Source organism: Planctobacterium marinum, from assembly GCF_036322805.1.
GTDB classification, from domain to species: domain Bacteria; phylum Pseudomonadota; class Gammaproteobacteria; order Enterobacterales; family Alteromonadaceae; genus Planctobacterium; species Planctobacterium marinum_A.
The window spans coordinates 2,788,725-2,806,963 of record NZ_AP027272.1; the positions used below are offsets into that span (position 1 = coordinate 2,788,725).

Genomic DNA, 18,239 nt, shown 5'->3' on the forward strand with positions numbered 1-18,239 from the left:
AAATAATTTCAGGAACATATTTATGGCAAACATTACAAAGATTGTAGGTCGCGAAGTACTAGACTCACGTGGCAACCCAACTGTAGAGGCAGACGTTTACCTTGAATCAGGTGCTTGGGGCCGTGCCTGTGCTCCTTCTGGTGCATCTACGGGTTCTCGTGAAGCGTTGGAATTACGCGATGGAGATAAATCACGTTATCTGGGCAAGGGCGTAACTAAGGCCGTTGCCGCGGTAAATGGCGATATACAGCAAGCACTGTTGGGTAAAAACGCCCTGGAACAGGCTGCGCTTGATAAGGTCATGATCGATCTGGACGGCACAGAAAACAAAGAAAAATTGGGTGCTAATGCCATTTTAGCCGTTTCATTGGCCGCAGCCAAAGCTGCCGCAATGGAAAAGAAAGTACCTCTTTATCAACATATTGCCGATTTGAATGGTACGTCTGGCCAATTCAGCATGCCAGTACCAATGATGAACATCATCAACGGTGGTGAGCACGCTGATAACAACGTCGATATCCAGGAGTTTATGGTACAGCCAGTCGGTGCGGAAAACTTCAAAGAAGCGCTGCGCATGGGTGCTGAGATTTTCCACAGCCTGAAAAAAGTATTGAGCGGTAAAGGGCTGAACACGGCTGTTGGTGATGAAGGCGGTTTTGCGCCGAACCTGGCATCCAATGAAGAAGCACTGGCAGTAATTGTAGAAGCGGTTGAAAATGCTGGCTACGTTATGGATAAAGACGTAACACTGGCTTTGGACTGCGCTTCATCTGAGTTCTATAGCGAAGGCAGCTACAATCTGAGTGGCGAAGGCAAAACTTTCACACCTTCAGCCTTTACTGATTACCTGGCAGAACTCGCGGCTAAATATCCAATCGTGTCTATCGAAGACGGTATGGACGAAAGCGACTGGGATGGTTGGGCTGAACTGACACAAAAAATCGGTGACAAGGTCCAGTTGGTTGGTGATGACTTATTCGTCACTAACACCAAAATCTTGTCTCGTGGCATTGAAAACGGCGTAGGTAACTCAATTCTGATCAAGTTCAATCAGATTGGTTCATTAACTGAGACGCTGGAAGCCATCAAAATGGCCAAAGATGCGGGCTTCACTGCTGTTATCTCGCACCGCTCAGGTGAAACTGAAGATGCCACTATCGCCGACTTGGCAGTAGGAACTGCCGCAGGTCAAATTAAAACCGGTTCTTTGTGTCGTTCTGACCGTGTTGCTAAATACAACCAGTTATTACGTATCGAAGAAGAATTAGGCAGCAGCGTTGCATATGCAGGCCGTTCTGCTATCAAAGGTCAATAAGATCTGACAGAATGTTGCCACCCTAGAATGGTGGCAACACTTAAAGACTAACAACATGTTTGACAGTAACGATATCCAGACCTCCATATTCCATGGCAGTGAGCAGCAATTGGAATATGCCGAGCTTTGCACTGCCTTGTTCGAGTCCACACTATTGGATATCGCCAAACAAGATAATCTGGATACGGTTCGAATCCAGCGTAAATTAGCTGGCCTGTCCTACCACGTCAAAAACGCCGCGTATAAGTTGCTTACAACTGAAAATCCCATGGAAGTGGATATTCACAATGCCAGTTGGCAGTTGAAACAACCTAAAAAATGTCCGGGAAAACCGTATCTTACAGAAGATGCCGTAGAATGGTACATGAAGCATTCCTGTTATGGCCTGCCGGTGCCTGTGCTTATTATGGACTTTGAGCATATCTACCCGGAATTGGACTCCATTGATATTATGGATTTGACCAATGGTCGTATTCATCTCAATAAAAACAACTGGATATCACTGATAGCACAAGAAGAAACTCAACCAGTACTACAAAATAAACAACAGCAATTAGTGATACTGCAAAAGCCGTCTAAAGCCGTTATGACTTCTGCTTGTTGTGGCCATCGCTGGAGCCATAAGGGCATCACTCACCCGCGTAAACTTAGCTTAAGAGAATTATTACTGTCCACCACTATCCACTGGAAAAATTTCCGCTTCCCTGTGTAATTCCGCTTTTTTGTAGGTTCGCATTAAGCTGTAGGGAGGTAGTGAATGCCGTTTTTGTCGGGAACAAAAAGCGGCCATGCGGACAATGATATTAATCGGGCAACTTAAATAGCCGGCCCCCCCCTAAAACCTAACTACCTCACTCAAGCAACAAGCAACAAGAAACAAGCAACAAGAAACAAGAAACAAGAAACAAGAAACAAGAAACAAGAAACAAGAAACAAGAAACAAGAAACAAGAAACAAGAAACAAGAAACAAGAAACAAGAAACAAGAAACAAGAAACAAGAAACAAGAAAATAGGATAATCATCCTAAGCCAAACTCAAAATCACAACACATCCAACCAGTTTGAGTGTTTTTAACATGGGATATAACCAAAAACTTTCGCTTTCGTTATAAAAACCCTTGTCTCGCTATTGACCCTCCTCCTGATAAACGTTACAAATACACTCAGTTAGACGTTGAGACAAACGCAACACAATGATGACTAAATTTACTTCGCTCCTCATTCTCCTTATGGCAGGCAAAACTGCACGGGTGAGTTGTAAGTAAACAACGAAAAGCATTCTTGAAAAACCCGTGCACAGCACGGGTTTTTTTGTATATAGCACAGCAAATCGGGAGTTCACATGGACAATCAGGTAAAGATATTTGATACCACCTTACGTGATGGCGAGCAGGCGTTGCCCGCCAGTTTAACGGTTAAGGAGAAACTCCAGATTGCGCTGGCACTTGAGCGCTTGGGCGTTGATATCATAGAAGCTGGATTCCCGGTTTCATCGCCGGGGGATTTCCAATCAGTGCAAACCATCGCCCGAGAAGTGAAAAATGCCACTGTGTGTGGTTTGTCTCGGGCCATGGCAAAAGATATTGATGCCTGTGGTGAAGCATTGCGAGTTGCTGAGCGGTTTCGCATCCATACTTTTATCGCCACGTCCTCCATTCATGTCGATTCAAAATTGCGAAAATCCAATGATGAAGTTGTGGATATGGCCGTAGCAGCAATTAAACACGCCGCGAAATATACCAACGACATTGAGTTTTCATGTGAGGATGCAGGAAGGACTCATATTGATTATCTGTGCCGCATGGTAGAGGCCGCCATTAATGCTGGTGCCACCACGGTGAATATTCCAGACACGGTGGGCTACACTACCCCATCTGAATTCGGGGGCATTATTCACAATCTATTTAATCGCGTGCCTAACATCGACAAAGCGATTATTTCCGTGCACTGTCATAACGATTTAGGCTTGGCAGTAGCCAACTCTCTGGCTGCGGTGGAAAATGGTGCTCGTCAGGTAGAGTGTACGATCAACGGTATCGGTGAACGTGCCGGTAATGCATCGCTGGAAGAAATAGCCATGATCCTGAAAACCCGTGAGCAATTACTGGGTTTGCAAACCAATATCCAAAGTTCGGAGATTTCCCGAACCTCTAAACTGGTTAGTCAATTGTGCAACATGCCAGTGCAGGCCAACAAGGCTATTGTCGGTGCCAATGCCTTTAGTCACTCTTCAGGTATTCACCAAGACGGTGTATTAAAAGCGCAAAATACTTATGAGATTATGACCCCCGAATCCGTGGGCATTAACAAAAACAACCTTAACTTAACCTCTCGCTCCGGTCGCCATGTTATAAAACATCGCATGCATGAACTAGGTTATCAGGATACGGATTTTGATTTAGACAAGCTATATCAGTCATTCTTAAAACTGGCTGACAAAAAAGGACAAGTGTTTGATTACGATTTAGAAGCCTTGGTGTTCTTCGATCAAACACGTCAAGACGAAGCTTATTACCAGCTAAATTATTTGCATGCAAACGCAGGTAAAAATATCGTACCCAACGCTACGGTCATTGTGGCTTTTGGTGACCAGGAAGTTACCGAGTCGTCCACCGGTAATGGTCCTGTTGATGCCGCCTTTAACGCCATTATAAAAGCAACAGGTCGAGACAGTATTGAGATTGTTGACTTTAAACTAGACTCAAAAGGCGAAGGTGCTGATGCGCTTGCGCAAGTCAGTGTTATTGCCACTTATAACGGCCGTCGCTTCAGTGGTATCGGATTGGCAACGGATATCGTAGAGGCCGGCGTAAAAGCCTTAATTTATGTGATGAACAATACCTATCTGGCAGATCAAATTGATCAACAGAAAAAACAAGTAAAACGAATAGCAGGTGTATAAAACCATGTCAGGAAAACATATTGCAGTACTTGCCGGAGATGGCATAGGCCCGGAAGTAATGAACGAAGCACTGAAAGTGCTGGACACCATCAAACACAAGTTTGATTTAAACATTACAACTGAGCAGTTTAACGTAGGTGGTTACGCTATCGATAATGACGGCCACGCCTTGCCAGAAAAAACCCTTAAAGGATGTGAACAGGCCGATGCCATTTTGTTTGGCTCAATCGGCGGCCCTAAGTGGGACAATCTGCCTTTGGAGCAACGTCCAGAACGTGCCGCGTTGTTAACACTGCGCAGCCATTTTGGTTTGTTCAGTAACCTGCGTCCTGCTCGCATTTATCCGGGTCTTGAGTCCTTTTCCCCACTTCGTGCTGACATCGCAGCCAGTGGTTTTGACGTACTGGTAGTCAGAGAACTTACTGGCGGCATTTATTTCGGCCAGCCCAAAGGTATGGAAGGCGAAGGTGAAGAGCAATTCGCCTTTGATACCATGCGCTATAGTCGCCGCGAAATCCGCCGAATAGCAAAAATTGCCTTCGAAGCGGCACAAAAGCGTGGCAAAAAAGTGACATCGGTGGATAAAGCTAATGTTTTGGTGTGCAGCCGATTGTGGCGGGAAGTGACTGAAGAAGTAGCCAAAGACTTTCCAGATGTGTCGTTAGATCACATCTACATCGACAATGCCACTATGCAGCTTATTCGCTATCCGTCAGACTTCGACGTATTGCTGTGCTCTAACTTGTTCGGCGATATCATCTCAGATGAATGTGCCATGATCACCGGCTCCATGGGCTTATTACCTTCAGCCAGTATTAACGAACAAGGCTTTGGTATGTACGAGCCTGCTGGCGGCTCTGCCCCCGATATTGCAGGACAAGGCATCGCCAACCCAATCGCGCAAATTCTATCATTATCTATGCTACTGCGTTACAGCCTGAACGAGAACGCCGCAGCTGATGCGATTGACGCCGCCGTTGTGTCTGCATTACAAGCGCAAATCCTGACGGCAGAATTATTACCTGCGGATAAACGCCACGAAGCCAAATCCACATCAGAAGTGGGTGATTTTATCGCGCAAGCCATCAAGGAGAGCAACTAATGGCACAAACCTTATACGAAAAAATCTGGCAGCGTCATATCGTAGACCAGGTGGGTAACGATACCCTGCTCTATATTGACCGCCATTTAATTCACGAAGTGACGTCGCCACAAGCATTTGCAGGATTAGCTGAAAAAGGCCGTAAAGTCCGTCGCCCGGATAAAACGTTCGCCACGATGGATCACAGTATTTCTACTCGTTCACTAGCGATAGATGCGTGCGGCCCGGCTAATCAGTTGCAGTTACAAACACTTATGAACAACTGTGAAGCCAATGGAATCGAGCTTTATCCTGTTGGTCATCAAAAGCAAGGAATCGTACATGTAATTGGCCCTGAGCTGGGCTTGATATTACCAGGCATGACAGTAGTCTGTGGCGATTCTCATACCGCTACCCACGGTGCTTTTGGCGCATTGGCGTTTGGTATCGGCACCTCTCAAGTTGAACACGTATTAGCCACTCAAACGCTGAAGCAAAGCAAAGCCAAAACCATGAAGGTTGACGTACAAGGTTCTCTGCCCTCAGGTATCACGGCAAAAGACATTATTCTGGCCATAATTGGAAAAATTGGTCACGCCGGTGCCACAGGTTATGTTATTGAATACGCGGGCAGCGCCATCGAAGCCTTATCCATGGAAGAGCGCATGACCATTTGTAATATGAGTATTGAAGCCGGTGCCAAAGCAGGGTTAATTGCTCCCGACCAAACCACTATCGACTACATAAAAGGCCGCGATTACACGCCTAAGGACGATACCTGGGAGGCTGCTGTAGCAGACTGGGCGACGCTTAAATCCGATCCAGATGCTAACTTCGATACCGTGGTAACACTGCAAGCAGAAGATATCGAACCACAAGTAACCTGGGGCACAAATCCCGGCCAGGTCATCGGCGTTAATAGCCCCATCCCGGGCCCGGCCGATTTTGATGATTCAGTTGAGAAAGACTCCGCTACTAAAGCGCTGAAATACATGGGCATTGAAGCCGGACAAAAGCTGTCAGATTTAGCGGTAAATAATGTATTCATTGGTTCTTGTACTAATAGCCGCATCGAAGATTTACGCGCCGCAGCACAAATTGCCAAACAAGGTAAAGTTGCTAATAACGTTACCGCCATCGTGGTGCCTGGCTCAGCTCAAGTAAAAGCTCAGGCGGAAGCCGAACAATTAGACCAGATCTTTATTGATGCCGGTTTCGAATGGCGTTTACCGGGCTGTTCAATGTGCTTAGGTATGAACGACGACATCCTACAACCAGGAGATCGCTGCGCATCCACCAGTAATCGGAATTTTGAAGGTCGTCAGGGGCGCGGTGCACGCACTCATCTGGTAAGCCCAGCAATGGCTGCGGCGGCTGCGTTAAACGGTCACTTCGTTGATGTCAGACAGTATGGAGTACAATAACATGAGTGGAATTACTGAATTTACCGGCACAGCGGTACCGTTAGACAGTGCCAATGTCGACACCGACCAAATTATCCCTAAACAGTTTTTAACTTCGGTGAGCCGCGCTGGTTTTGGCAAGCACTTGTTTCATGACTGGCGTTATCTGGACCTGGAGGAAAAAGAGCCTAATCCGGACTTTGTATTAAACAAACCAGAATACAAAAATGCCTCAATTCTGTTAGCCAGAGAAAATTTTGGCTGCGGCTCTAGCCGGGAGCACGCTCCATGGGCTCTCACCGACTATGGCTTTAAGATCGTTGTGGCAACCAGTTTCGCCGACATTTTTTATGGCAACTGCATGAACAATCAATTGTTACCTGTAGCATTGGATAACGCCCAAATGGATGTGTTGTTCGAGGCCGTTAACAATAACCCAGATTGTGAGATTCACATCAACTTACCGGAGCAAAGCCTGAAGGTGAATGGCGAATCCTTTAGTTTTGATATTGAACCACACCACAAAAACAATCTGATCAAAGGCCTGGATGCCATCGGTCAAACTCTTGAAAGTGCACCCCACATCGATGCTTATGAGGCAAAAGTGCCAGCCTGGTGCGCCTGAGTCGTCAAAAAACCTCGCGGACTAATTCTTTAGTTTAATTGCCAATATCAACGATATTGGCAATACTTCATTCTCTGAACAATTTTCTAAAGACCTAAAAGCTGTAAGCACATTATGGAACAAAACCAAATTGCCATTATTTCTATTGATGAATTAGTCCCGGGCATGTTTGTCAGTCGGGTGACGAAACAAAGTGGTCAGTTGAAAGTCAAATCACAAGGACTCATCAAGCGTGCTGAGCTGATTGGCATTTTGAAGCAAAAAGGGATTCTGGAGTTAGAGGTAGACTACTCCCGCAGTAACCTGGAAGAAATTGCCAGGCACCAACCGGAAGAACAAGTCGAACCGGAGCCCGAAAAGCCAACTGCTCCCGTCAAATCCTTATCCGACGCCCTGAATCAATCGCAAAAACTGCATGACCAGGCCAAGCAAGCACACAGTAAATTATTGGACAAAGTGCGCAATGGTGAAGTGGCTAACGTTGATGGTATCCGTGATGTGTCGTCAGAGATCATTGATAGTATATTTGAAAACCCCAATGCCCTGTCCTGTGTTTCGCTGATCAAAGATGCCCCGGATTACATCTGGGAGCACAGTGTAAACTGTGCCATTTATATGGCCATTTTTGCCCGTCATTTGGGGTTCGATAAAGAATTAACCGAAGAGCTTTGCTTAGGTGGCTTTCTGATGGATACTGGTATGGCTACCATTCCTGATGACTTACTGCAAAAAGGCGATAAATTTCACGCTGATGACTACAAACTGATAAAAATGCATGTGGATTTTGGTGTAGAGCTAATATCACAAGAGAAAGAAGTCTCTGAAGTAGTACTAAGCGTCATCCAGGACCATCATGAGCGTCTTGATGGCTCAGGTTATCCTGAGGGCAAAAAGGGAGACCAGATCAACACCTATGGCCGAATGGCCGCCATCATTGATAGTTACGACGCCATGACCTGTGATCGACCTTATCGCAAGGGCATGACTCCTACCGCCGCATTAAAAAAACTATTATCTGATACCTCAGGCAAATACGATCAGTCACTAGTGCAGCAGTTTATTCGTTGCATAGGTGTCCACCCTGTCGGGTCGTTGGTGAAATTAAAGAGTGGTAAACTGGGTATTATCGTCAAAGCCAACAAAGATGAACCCATCAAACCACTAGTGATGTGTTTTTACAGTGTCACCAGCGGAGCCCACACCGAACTGAAAAAAGTGGATTTATCCAAAGTGGCAGATGAAATTGAGTCCACCGTCAGGCCTGACGAATTTAAGATCAATCTCACTAAGTTTTTCAAAGACGTGTTTTTAAGCTCGATTTAGTGGGCGTGCAAGACTAAATTAGATAAGAGTTTGAAGGGCACAGGTCCAAGATTATCTGCCCAGCGTCCGAATTAGCTGAAACTAGAAATGAGTGGGCATCTCCAGCTCTTTTCTGGCAACGTTCATATCAGTATAGAATTTCAGAATTGATTCAGTGGCACTTCTTTCCAATTCCACTGAACCGGAATTGTCAATCATCCAAAACCAAAGACGTAATATATTTGACGGTACAACTTCAGAACCCATCTTTACACTCACAATAAAAACCTACCTGTGAGAGATATCGACAGCAGTGTCATAAAACTTTAAAACAAATTGCAATTTCTGAATCATTTGCTCAAATATTCAGCAGCACACTTAATACTGACGAAGGCTGAACTTAAACAAACTCAAAATCTTGTTGGTCTTCCTTAAGGAAAATAAAGCCTTTCTTCGAGGTTTTGGCTTGGGCAATTGCACTGGAATAAATTCCTTTTTGCCTGTCAGTCATAAATTCTGCCAGGATCACGGTTTTAAATATCAGTAACTTACCGCCTTGTTCACAAGTAACAATAAACACTTTGTCATGAAACACCATGTGCAGTGTTTGTCCCTCTTCGAATTGCGTTAGGGCGTATTTAATGTGTACCAGAATATCCGCCAACGAATGGGCCGTTATCTCTAGTGCCGCTTTAAGGCCGCTTAAATCTGCCCTTTGAATCAAACGAGTAAAGAAGTGTTCGTGGATCACCAGATCTCGTGTTACCTGTACTTCCAAGATATCGCTTAAGTCGCCTTTAACCAACTTTTTGGAATCTAGTGTGGTTTGTTGCACCAACAATAGTTTACCAATACCGTCTTCTTCAATAGCTTTCGGTTCAATATAAAAAAAGGTGTGATTAAAGTGCCAAGGGTGTCTTGTGGGTTTGCGGTATTCGAATATGGTGACACCTGCATGGGCACTGCGAAAAGCCTCGAGAAACTGTTGCACATGTTTTTTAGAGCCGAACTCGTGAGCAGCCTGATAAAACTGCTCTACGCTCTTATTTGCTTTGCGCATATCCCGCAAGAAATAGGCTCTGGCTTCACTTTCCTGCAACTTGCAGCCCCTTAACGTTTATACAAGCTCATGCCACAGCCGGCACTTACCATAGTCAATTTACCACTCTGAGAGTGCACGCATACTAAATTGATGGCCTTCAAACACCAGAATAACGTGCTGTGGCTCAATACGCTCAATAAACAGCTTATCATCCAGCCACTCACCCTCGCCCATCTCAATACCGTTCAATTTAACCCAACGGTCTCTTGGATTCGATGCATACATATGAGCTGAAAATGACATGCCGGGTAAGCGCGTCATCACCCGTGCCGGCAACTGATCTACCCGCTGTACTTGCGTATTATTGTAATCATTACTGACATCGCCATATTCCAGGGTTTGACCATCATCGGCTACCGTTGGCGAAGACTCCCTTTCCAGTTCAGCCATGGCATCCTCAAATCGCTTCAACAACTCTGGAGATACCACAGATTCTTGGGTATTTTGTGCAGTTTGTATCTCTGCAACACCAGACTCAATAGTATTGTTATCGACCTGAGGTGCTTGGTTTTGAGGCGCCACAGGCTGATTTTGAGCCACCATAGGCAGCTCTGCAGTCACGGTTGTAGACTCAGTGTCAGATGTCTCTGATTCATCGAGCACTGCATCTTGTAATTGAGTCTCTTGCTCAGTAGATTCATCAGGTGCAGAAACAACACTAACCTTTGCCTCGTTTGTACTATCTTGCTGCGTTGTGTTCACAACCAGCACTTGTTTATCAGACAACAGCGCCGGAATATTACTGCCAAACCAACCCAGCACAAAACCAATCACCACCACCAAAGCAGCGATGGCGACTTGCGCACCATAATATTGCCAGGCAGAGGGCACCTGCTGTAATGAGGGCATAAACAAACTGCGATTAAACTGTTCAGACAGCTGGTTATCAGCATCATGCCTCGGGGTTTCTTCATTGGCCTGCATCACAAACTGAGTTTGAGAAACATGATGGCTATCCTCCACCTCAATCTCAACGGTCTTTTCCAGATCGATAGCCAATGACAAAACGCCCATCTCGGCCAAGCCCTGCACCATTTCAGCGCTGGTCACTAAGCCGGTTTTCTTGATTTTTACTGGCCCGTTTTGCTCGATAATCCCCAGTATGAACATGCCTGGCTTTAAGTCTTGAATACTAATTTGCTTAGCCATACCAACTCCCTGCTACAAAACCAAGCGCCACACTCACCGCGAACAAAGCGGCCAGCATCAATGTTTGTTGTTTGCCCTGGCGTTGTTTCACCACGTCTTCGCCTAAGATTTGTCGCGCCGCAGCCACCAGTATATGACGCTTTACCGACAACATTTGTTTGCTGGCAGTAATGGTCAAGGCCCGATCACACAACAGATTGATAACCCGAGGGATGCCGCCGGTTATTTGATAAGCCGCTTGAATGGAACCGGGTGAGAATACGCCTCGGTCACCATTAGCAACCTGTAAACGGTGGGCCACGTATTCCTTCACCTCTCCCGCTGTCAGCGGCAATAGGTGATAGCGCGCCGTAATACGCTGTGCCAATTGGCGCAATTCATTGCGTTTCAATAATTGTTGTAATTCAGGCTGGCCAATGAGCACCACCTTCATTAATTTTTCTCGATTGGTTTCAAGATTGGTGAGCAGTCTTAATTGCTCGAGCACTTCCGGCATCAGATGCTGCGCTTCATCGATTATTAGGATAGTGTTTTTCTTATTTTGATGATTGTCACTGAGCTTTTTCAAAATCAAATCAGTGAAATATTTCAAACTGGACAATTGTCGCTCGTACTCAATACCCAATTCGTCACAGATAGTGGCCAATAATTCCAGCGCCGATAGCGTCGGATTTAGAATCATCGCCACCTGCGTAGTCTCGGGCAAATCTTGCAAGAGTTTTCGGGCAACCGTGGTTTTTCCGGTGCCCACCTCTCCGGTGAGCATGACAAAGCCACCACTTTCTCTTAAGCCAAAGGTAAGATGAGCTAACGCCTCTCTGTGCCTCGGGCTCATAAAAAGGTATTCGGGATTAGGGGCGATGGAAAATGGATTATCCTTTAACCCAAAATAGTTCAGATACATATCTGCGCGTCCGGTTTTTTCTGAAACAAATCTTTCTGGATGGCTATCCTGACGATTTGTGTTTATTAAGTCAAAACATCAAAAATAAAAATTACATTTTCTGGCATAATAGCAGCTAAGTATTAACGGGCAATGAAGAATCTCAACGACGATGCAAGTGTATTTAGTAGGTGGCGCAGTACGTGATCAACTCTTGGGACGTGCGGTTAAAGACAAAGACTGGGTGGTAACTGGTGCTACTCCGCAGAACATGTTAGATGCCGGATATCAACAGGTAGGTAAGGACTTCCCGGTATTTTTGCATCCACAATCTAAAGAAGAGTACGCACTGGCTCGAAAAGAGCGCAAGTCCGGCAGTGGCTACACTGGATTTGAAACCGATACGTCCACCTCCGTCACATTGGAAGAAGACTTAATCCGGCGCGACCTCACCGTGAATGCCATGGCGTTATCTGAAGATGGCCAATTACAAGACCCTTACGGCGGCAAAGCTGACCTTGAGAACCGTGTTTTGCGCCACGTTTCCGATGCCTTCATTGAAGACCCTTTGCGAGTATTACGCGTTGCCCGATTTGCCGCTCGCTATAAACAATATGGCTTCAGTATTGCCCCGGAAACTCTGACGCTCATGACTCAGATTGCCCAATCTGGTGAACTCAGCACGCTTTCTGCAGAGCGAGTATGGGTAGAAACCGCTAAAGCCTTGTCGGAGAAAAATCCCGAGGTGTATTTTGAAACTCTGAAAGCCTGCCACGCTCTCGGTGATTGGTTTTCAGAATTAGACGCTCTTTGGGGTGTGCCGAATCCAGCAAAGTGGCATCCTGAAATCGACACCGGCGTGCATGTCATGTTGGTACTACAGCAAGCGAGCCTGTTGAGCGACAAGATCAGCGTGCGTTTTGCCGCTTTGCTGCACGATCTCGGTAAAGGTTTGACCGATCCGCAATACTGGCCCAGTCATCACGGCCATGAAAAAGCCGGAGTACCTCTGGTTAAAGCTCTATGCAAACGCATCAAAGCCCCCAATGCTGAATCTGAACTGGCACGGCTCACCTGTGAGCATCACGGTAATGTGCATAGAGCGTTTGAATTAAAACCACAAACCATCATCAAGTTATTGGATACCCTAGATGCCTGGCGCAAGCCAGAGCGCTTTGAAGATTTGCTGCTGGCTTGCGAAGCCGATGCCAAAGGTCGCACCCATTTTGAACACAAGCCCTATCCTCAGCGGAATTATTTATTGCAATGCTACCAGGTTGCTAAAAACATCGATGTAAAAAATATCATTGCCGATGGATTTTCCGGAGCACAGATTAAATCAGAACTGGCGCTAAGACGTTGCCAGGCTGTTACAGACGTTAAGTCTCAGCAAACAGCGAGTTAATTTTTAGTAAAAATCATTTCAACCCAATTTGATTCTATATTTTAGAACGTATTAATCTATTTTTAACGCTAATCTTTTTTATTTTATTTATATACCATTCGGTATAAATCAAATCTGAGTGGATATATTTATGTTTAAAGGTTTATTAGCTTCGCTGGTACTGTTCGCCGCATCCGCTTTTTCAGCACAGGCCAACGAATGGCAACTACAAGAAACTTACGACCAGGCCGTGTCGGTCGAATACTTACACGGCGAAGGCAATTTAAAAGGTGTGCGCTTGGGCTATCGTCCGGTGGTTACCCAGATTGACAGTTTTGAATGGCTGGGTGAGCTGGATGTTTACTGGGAATTTAGCCTGAATTTTTGGGAGTTTGGCGACCCGGTGCAACACGAAACCAATTTTGCCTTTGCTATCTCTCCGGTTTTCAGCAAAGAGTTTGCGCGTATTCATGACAAGTACCCGGTTAAGTGGGAGTTTGGCATCGGTATTTCTCTGGTGGAAGATACGCGCTTTGCCGGCAAAGATATCGGTAGCCACTATCAATTTGAAGACCGCCTGGGATTAATTTTCGAATTTGGTGAAAACCTGCGGGAGTCCATCGCCCTGCGCTATATGCACTACTCCAACGGCGGCCTGAACGATGACAATCCCGGCATGGATTTCGCCAACATAGCTTACATTTACCATTTTTGATCACTCTTCATACCTAGGGGTGCTCCCCAACTTAACAAGGACGTTTCTTTTTTCTCAACGCCAAAGTTTAAAACAGGTATAATCTCGCAAAAATTTGATGGGTTTACACATGTTTGAAGAATTACAGCTGGACGATGAACTGTGTCGTGCAGTGGCGGAAATGGGTTTTAAAAAGCCCACCAGTATTCAGATGGAAGCAATACCAGCGGCACTGGACGGCAAAGACGTCTTAGCCAGCGCGCCTACCGGCACGGGCAAAACCGCCGCGTTTGTTTTACCTGCATGCCAGTACCTGCTGGACTTTCCGGCCAAAAAGCCCCATGGCCCACGTATTCTGATCTTAACGCCAACCCGTGAACTAGCGTTACAGGTACAAGAGCAAACCCAGAAAATTGCTGCTTATACCGACATCACCTCAGGTACCATCATCGGTGGCATCAATTACGGTTCAGACCTGGACCTGTTAGACAGCAATGTGGATATCGTCATTGCAACCCCGGGTAGACTATTTGAACATATCGAACGAGAGGCCTTTGATTGCCGGGAGCTGGAATGGATCATTCTGGATGAGGCCGACCGCATGTTGGATATGGGTTTTGGCTCAGTAGTGGGCCAGATTTGTTCCGAGGCTCGCTGGCGTAAACAGACTCATCTGTTTTCCGCCACCCTGGACAGTAAAGACGTAGAACGCTTTGCCCTGACTATCCTCAATGATCCGATTTCCGTAGAAGCCAGCCCATCGCGCAAAGAGCGCCCTAAAATCCTGCAATGGATCCACTTTGCCGATACGCTGGAGCACAAACGCCAGTTGTTATTGCATTACCTTAACAGTGAAGAAGTGCAGCGCAGTGTGGTGTTTATTAAAACCCGCGAACGCCTGGCGGAGCTGGCAGAGTGGTTACAAACCCAGAATATCCGCTATGTTTTTCTGCAAGGTGAAATGCCCCAAGACAGACGCAACAAGGCCATCGCCGCCTTTAAAAATGGCGAGAGTCCGGTTCTGCTGGCAACCGATGTGGCTGCCCGGGGAATTGATATTCCGGATGTCAGCCATGTTATTAATTACGATCTGCCTCGCTCTGCCGATGTTTACGTGCACCGTATTGGACGCACCGGCCGCTCTGGTAAAAAAGGCAACGCCATATCATTAGTGGAAGCCCACGATATGGAAATGATGGGCAAAATCAGCCGCTTTACAGGCGATACCATCAAGCCACAAAAGGTGAAGGGCCTGGAGCCGAAACACAAAGTGGCAAAAATACCAGCGAAGAAAGCCAAAAAGAAAAAAGCCACCACCAAAAAGATGGCTAAAAAGCCTAAAAAGTAAGGATATTCCGTGACTCAAGAATTTGTATTAGCCACAGGTAATCAGGGTAAAGTAAAAGAGCTGGCAAATGTGTTGGCTCCTTTTAATGTAGCACTGCGTCCCCAGTCAGATTTTGCGGTGTCTTCCGTGGCAGAAACGGGCTCAACCTTTGTAGAAAATGCCATTCTCAAAGCTCGTCACGCCGCCAAAGAAACGGGTTTAGCTGCCATTGCCGATGATTCAGGTTTGGCCGTAGATGCCTTAGGCGGCGCACCCGGTATTTATTCGGCGCGCTTTGCAGGAGAAGAAGCTAACGATCAGGACAACATTGTCAAATTATTAGATGTACTGCAAGACGTACCAAGAGAGCAACGCGGTGCTCAGTTTCATTGTTGTCTGGTATTTATGCGCAGTGCGGATGACCCGACGCCAGTGATTGCACAAGGTATCTGGCGCGGTGAAATCCTGAATCAAGCGACGGGAACAGATGGCTTCGGATACGACCCGGTGTTCTGGTTGCCGGAATTACAGCGCAGCGCGGCGCAGCTTAGCAAAGCAGAGAAAAATCAAATCAGTCATCGCGGCAAAGCCATTGAATTATTACTGCCCCAGTTGATCACCGCAGGTGTCTTAGTTGAATCCTGAAATTCGCTTGAATAATCAAGACATACCACTCGCGCTGTATATCCACATTCCCTGGTGTGTACAGAAGTGTCCCTACTGTGACTTTAACTCCCATGGTATCAAACAAGGTCAATCGCAACAGGATTTACCTGAACAAGAGTACGTGATGCACCTGTTGCAGGATCTGGAACAGGATATTGCACGTTATCTTGCAAACAATGCAGAAACTCGCCCCTTAAGCAGCATTTTTATCGGCGGTGGAACCCCTAGTTTGTTTAGCGGTGATGCCATGAAAAACCTGCTTCAGGGCGTACAGCAACGCATTGCATTTAGCGATGATATTGAAATTACTCTTGAAGCCAATCCAGGCACGGTAGAAGCCGAGCGATTCAAAGCCTATGTGGAGGCAGGTGTTAATCGCATCTCCATCGGTGTGCAGAGCTTTGACAACCAAAAACTGTCTCGACTGGGACGTATTCACGATAGCCATGAAGCCTGCAATGCCGCGCATATAGCTCACAGTGTTGGCTTGAATAGTTTCAATATTGACATCATGCACGGCCTGCCAGATCAATCGGTTGAGGATGCGCTAAAAGATTTAAAACAAGCGATAGCCCTTAACCCCCCTCACCTGTCCTGGTACCAGTTAACCATTGAGCCCAATACTCTGTTTCACTCCCGGCCGCCGACTCTGCCAGAAGATGAAATATTGTGGGATATTCAGGAACAAGGCGATGCTTTGCTGCAAGAAGCGGGCTACGTTCAATATGAGATTTCCGCCTACAGCCAAACAGGGCAACAGTGTCGCCATAATCTCAACTATTGGCGTTTTGGTGATTATCTCGGTATTGGCTGTGGTGCCCATGGCAAACTCACACTTAATGATGGCCGAATCATACGCAGTGCCAAAACCAAACACCCAAAAGGTTATATGGATTTGACCCGCGATAAACTGTTTCAGGAATCCGTTGTGGAACAGGATGATTTAGGGTTTGAATATTTTATGAATCGCTTTCGCCTGCTTGAAGCTTGCCCAAAAGCCGAACTATTACAGCGCACAGGTTTAAGCCCGGAAATAGAAGAGATCAAATCCCGCCTTAACAGCGCGTTGCAAAAAGGGCTTATTGTTGAAACCGAATCGCACTGGCAAGTTTCGGAATTAGGAAAGCGCTATTTGAATGAACTACTTACGCTGTTTTTGGAATAATCGAGGCGCAATCAATTTTGCCGAGCAAGCGACACTACTGACAGAATTTGTCTCGATTATTGCTATTCTTAAGTTGATTGCTTCTAACATAGACTGTTTCCAACAAGGACCACTATCATGCCAGAACCCGATAAAAATAAAATCAAAGCCTTTGACTGCTCAGCGGCGCTGCACAGTTGGTTACAGGAACACCACGCCAGCGAAACCGAACTGTGGGTGAAAATCTTTAAAAAAGGCACCGGGATCCCAAGCGTTACCTGGAACGATGTGGTAATAACATCGCTTTGTTGGGGTTGGATAGACGGCATCAAAAAGTCATTGGATAGCGAGGCTTATCTGCAGCGTATTACCCCGCGAAAACCCGGCAGTAACTGGTCTAAGATCAACACCGAACACGTGGCAAGACTTATTGCTGAAGGACGTATGCAAGCACCAGGCATGGTGCATGTGGAAGCGGCCAAAGCCGATGGCCGCTGGGAGAGTGCCTATGCCCCCGCCAGCCAAATGCAGGTGCCAGAAGATTTTATCATTGCGGTTAAAGCTCAGCCTCTGGTGGAGGAATTTTACAAAACCCTGCCCAAATCCAGCCGCTATGCCATCGCCTATGGCCTTTGCAATGCCAAGCGCAGTGAAACCCGACAGCGACGCTTTGATAAATTTATGACGATGTTGCTCAACAAGGAAAAGCCCGGCTTTGGTTTTAAAAGCTAGTACATTTATTCGACGGGGATCAGGTCATCAAGTCAATTTTAAAGATCCGCCCTCTAAAACTCAGCATAAACGATAATTTTTAGACCTTAATTCTGATATTTATTTACTAATTTTTTAAAACAGGGAGATTGAAAATACATTTAATAAAAATCACCCCCTGATAATAGAAGCAATTTACCTTATATTCGGGTGTTTCCCCCATATTAAAATCGAACTACAAACCCACTGCAATAGTAAAACAACAGCTTATTGATGATTATTTTTTATTTAAATCACACCTGACTCTAACCTACCTGTTTGAAGGTTGCCCAATAATTGTACTACTGTTAGTTACAGATATAAGTCTTGAGTCAAGAGAGATAAATTCATGCATATATAGTGTATTGCAGAACAGATGGATGGTTTGAAACTGAACTGACAATTATCACAATTAAGAGCGCAGACTTAAATAAAACGTGAATACTGATTTTTCTTCATATGAATTACATTGGTGAGCTTTATTTAAACGGGAAGTAACACCATCTCCCCCA

At 45.9% G+C, this 18,239-nt stretch carries 16 protein-coding genes; 13 read left to right on the plus strand and 3 right to left on the minus strand.

The features are described 5' to 3' along the window. The first annotated feature begins 22 nt into the window (after nucleotides 1-22). The 7 genes from eno to AABA75_RS12525 all read left to right on the plus strand — a co-directional run bounded on the left by eno (nucleotide 23) and on the right by AABA75_RS12525 (nucleotide 8,649). On the plus strand, nucleotides 23-1,315 hold the full coding sequence (gene eno, locus AABA75_RS12495; protein WP_338292938.1) for a phosphopyruvate hydratase: 1,293 nt from the start codon (nucleotides 23-25) through the stop codon (nucleotides 1,313-1,315). Nucleotides 1,316-1,370: 55 nt separating this feature from the next. Beyond that, nucleotides 1,371-2,027 (plus strand): hypothetical protein, encoded by a 657-nt coding sequence (locus tag AABA75_RS12500; protein WP_338292939.1) that lies wholly within the window; start codon nucleotides 1,371-1,373, stop codon nucleotides 2,025-2,027. A gap of 630 nt (nucleotides 2,028-2,657) precedes the next feature. Beyond that, nucleotides 2,658-4,217: a 2-isopropylmalate synthase gene (gene leuA / locus AABA75_RS12505; RefSeq protein WP_338292940.1), complete on the plus strand. Its 1,560-nt coding sequence runs from the start codon at nucleotides 2,658-2,660 to the stop codon at nucleotides 4,215-4,217. Nucleotides 4,218-4,221: 4 nt separating this feature from the next. Then, complete coding sequence (gene leuB / locus AABA75_RS12510; RefSeq protein WP_338292941.1) at nucleotides 4,222-5,319, plus strand: 3-isopropylmalate dehydrogenase; 1,098 nt, start codon at nucleotides 4,222-4,224, stop codon at nucleotides 5,317-5,319. Beyond that, nucleotides 5,319-6,722 (plus strand): 3-isopropylmalate dehydratase large subunit, encoded by a 1,404-nt coding sequence (gene leuC, locus AABA75_RS12515; protein ID WP_338292942.1) that lies wholly within the window; start codon nucleotides 5,319-5,321, stop codon nucleotides 6,720-6,722. Before leuB ends, leuC begins: the two co-directional genes overlap by 1 nt. Nucleotide 6,723: 1 nt before the next feature. Continuing rightward, nucleotides 6,724-7,326 carry a 3-isopropylmalate dehydratase small subunit gene (gene leuD / locus AABA75_RS12520; protein ID WP_338292943.1) on the plus strand — a complete coding sequence of 201 codons (603 nt, stop codon included), beginning with the start codon at nucleotides 6,724-6,726 and terminating at the stop codon, nucleotides 7,324-7,326. Nucleotides 7,327-7,440: 114 nt separating this feature from the next. Further along, on the plus strand, nucleotides 7,441-8,649 hold the full coding sequence (locus AABA75_RS12525; protein ID WP_338292944.1) for an HD-GYP domain-containing protein: 1,209 nt from the start codon (nucleotides 7,441-7,443) through the stop codon (nucleotides 8,647-8,649). Between the two features lie 379 nt (nucleotides 8,650-9,028). Here the strand turns inward: AABA75_RS12525 and AABA75_RS12530 are convergent, their stop codons facing one another. Genes AABA75_RS12530 through AABA75_RS12540 form a run of 3 tightly spaced genes read right to left on the minus strand, consistent with a single transcriptional unit; the run spans nucleotide 9,029 to nucleotide 11,783 of the window. Then, nucleotides 9,029-9,727 carry a hypothetical protein gene (locus AABA75_RS12530; protein WP_338292945.1) on the minus strand — a complete coding sequence of 233 codons (699 nt, stop codon included), beginning with the start codon at nucleotides 9,725-9,727 and terminating at the stop codon, nucleotides 9,029-9,031. 60 nt (nucleotides 9,728-9,787) lie between these two features. Continuing rightward, nucleotides 9,788-10,879 (minus strand): general secretion pathway protein GspB, encoded by a 1,092-nt coding sequence (locus AABA75_RS12535; protein WP_338292946.1) that lies wholly within the window; start codon nucleotides 10,877-10,879, stop codon nucleotides 9,788-9,790. Beyond that, nucleotides 10,872-11,783: an ExeA family protein gene (locus tag AABA75_RS12540; protein WP_338292947.1), complete on the minus strand. Its 912-nt coding sequence runs from the start codon at nucleotides 11,781-11,783 to the stop codon at nucleotides 10,872-10,874. Before AABA75_RS12540 ends, AABA75_RS12535 begins: the two co-directional genes overlap by 8 nt. Nucleotides 11,784-11,934: 151 nt before the next feature. Here AABA75_RS12540 and AABA75_RS12545 point away from each other — a divergent pair, with 151 nt between their 5' ends. The 6 genes from AABA75_RS12545 to AABA75_RS12570 all read left to right on the plus strand — a co-directional run bounded on the left by AABA75_RS12545 (nucleotide 11,935) and on the right by AABA75_RS12570 (nucleotide 17,709). After that, on the plus strand, nucleotides 11,935-13,167 hold the full coding sequence (locus AABA75_RS12545; RefSeq protein ID WP_338292948.1) for a multifunctional CCA addition/repair protein: 1,233 nt from the start codon (nucleotides 11,935-11,937) through the stop codon (nucleotides 13,165-13,167). Nucleotides 13,168-13,297: 130 nt separating this feature from the next. Then, complete coding sequence (locus tag AABA75_RS12550; protein WP_338292949.1) at nucleotides 13,298-13,861, plus strand: acyloxyacyl hydrolase; 564 nt, start codon at nucleotides 13,298-13,300, stop codon at nucleotides 13,859-13,861. A 109-nt stretch (nucleotides 13,862-13,970) separates the two neighbouring features. Continuing rightward, nucleotides 13,971-15,188 carry an ATP-dependent RNA helicase SrmB gene (gene srmB, locus AABA75_RS12555; RefSeq protein ID WP_338292950.1) on the plus strand — a complete coding sequence of 406 codons (1,218 nt, stop codon included), beginning with the start codon at nucleotides 13,971-13,973 and terminating at the stop codon, nucleotides 15,186-15,188. 9 nt (nucleotides 15,189-15,197) lie between these two features. Further along, a complete protein-coding gene (locus AABA75_RS12560) occupies nucleotides 15,198-15,812 on the plus strand; it encodes an XTP/dITP diphosphatase (RefSeq protein WP_338292951.1) in 615 nt (204 codons plus the stop codon). Further along, nucleotides 15,802-16,998 (plus strand): radical SAM family heme chaperone HemW, encoded by a 1,197-nt coding sequence (gene hemW, locus AABA75_RS12565; RefSeq protein WP_338292952.1) that lies wholly within the window; start codon nucleotides 15,802-15,804, stop codon nucleotides 16,996-16,998. The genes AABA75_RS12560 and hemW overlap by 11 nt, the downstream gene beginning before the upstream one ends. Nucleotides 16,999-17,115: 117 nt before the next feature. Beyond that, nucleotides 17,116-17,709: a YdeI/OmpD-associated family protein gene (locus tag AABA75_RS12570; protein ID WP_338292953.1), complete on the plus strand. Its 594-nt coding sequence runs from the start codon at nucleotides 17,116-17,118 to the stop codon at nucleotides 17,707-17,709. The last annotated feature ends 530 nt before the right edge of the window (nucleotides 17,710-18,239 follow it).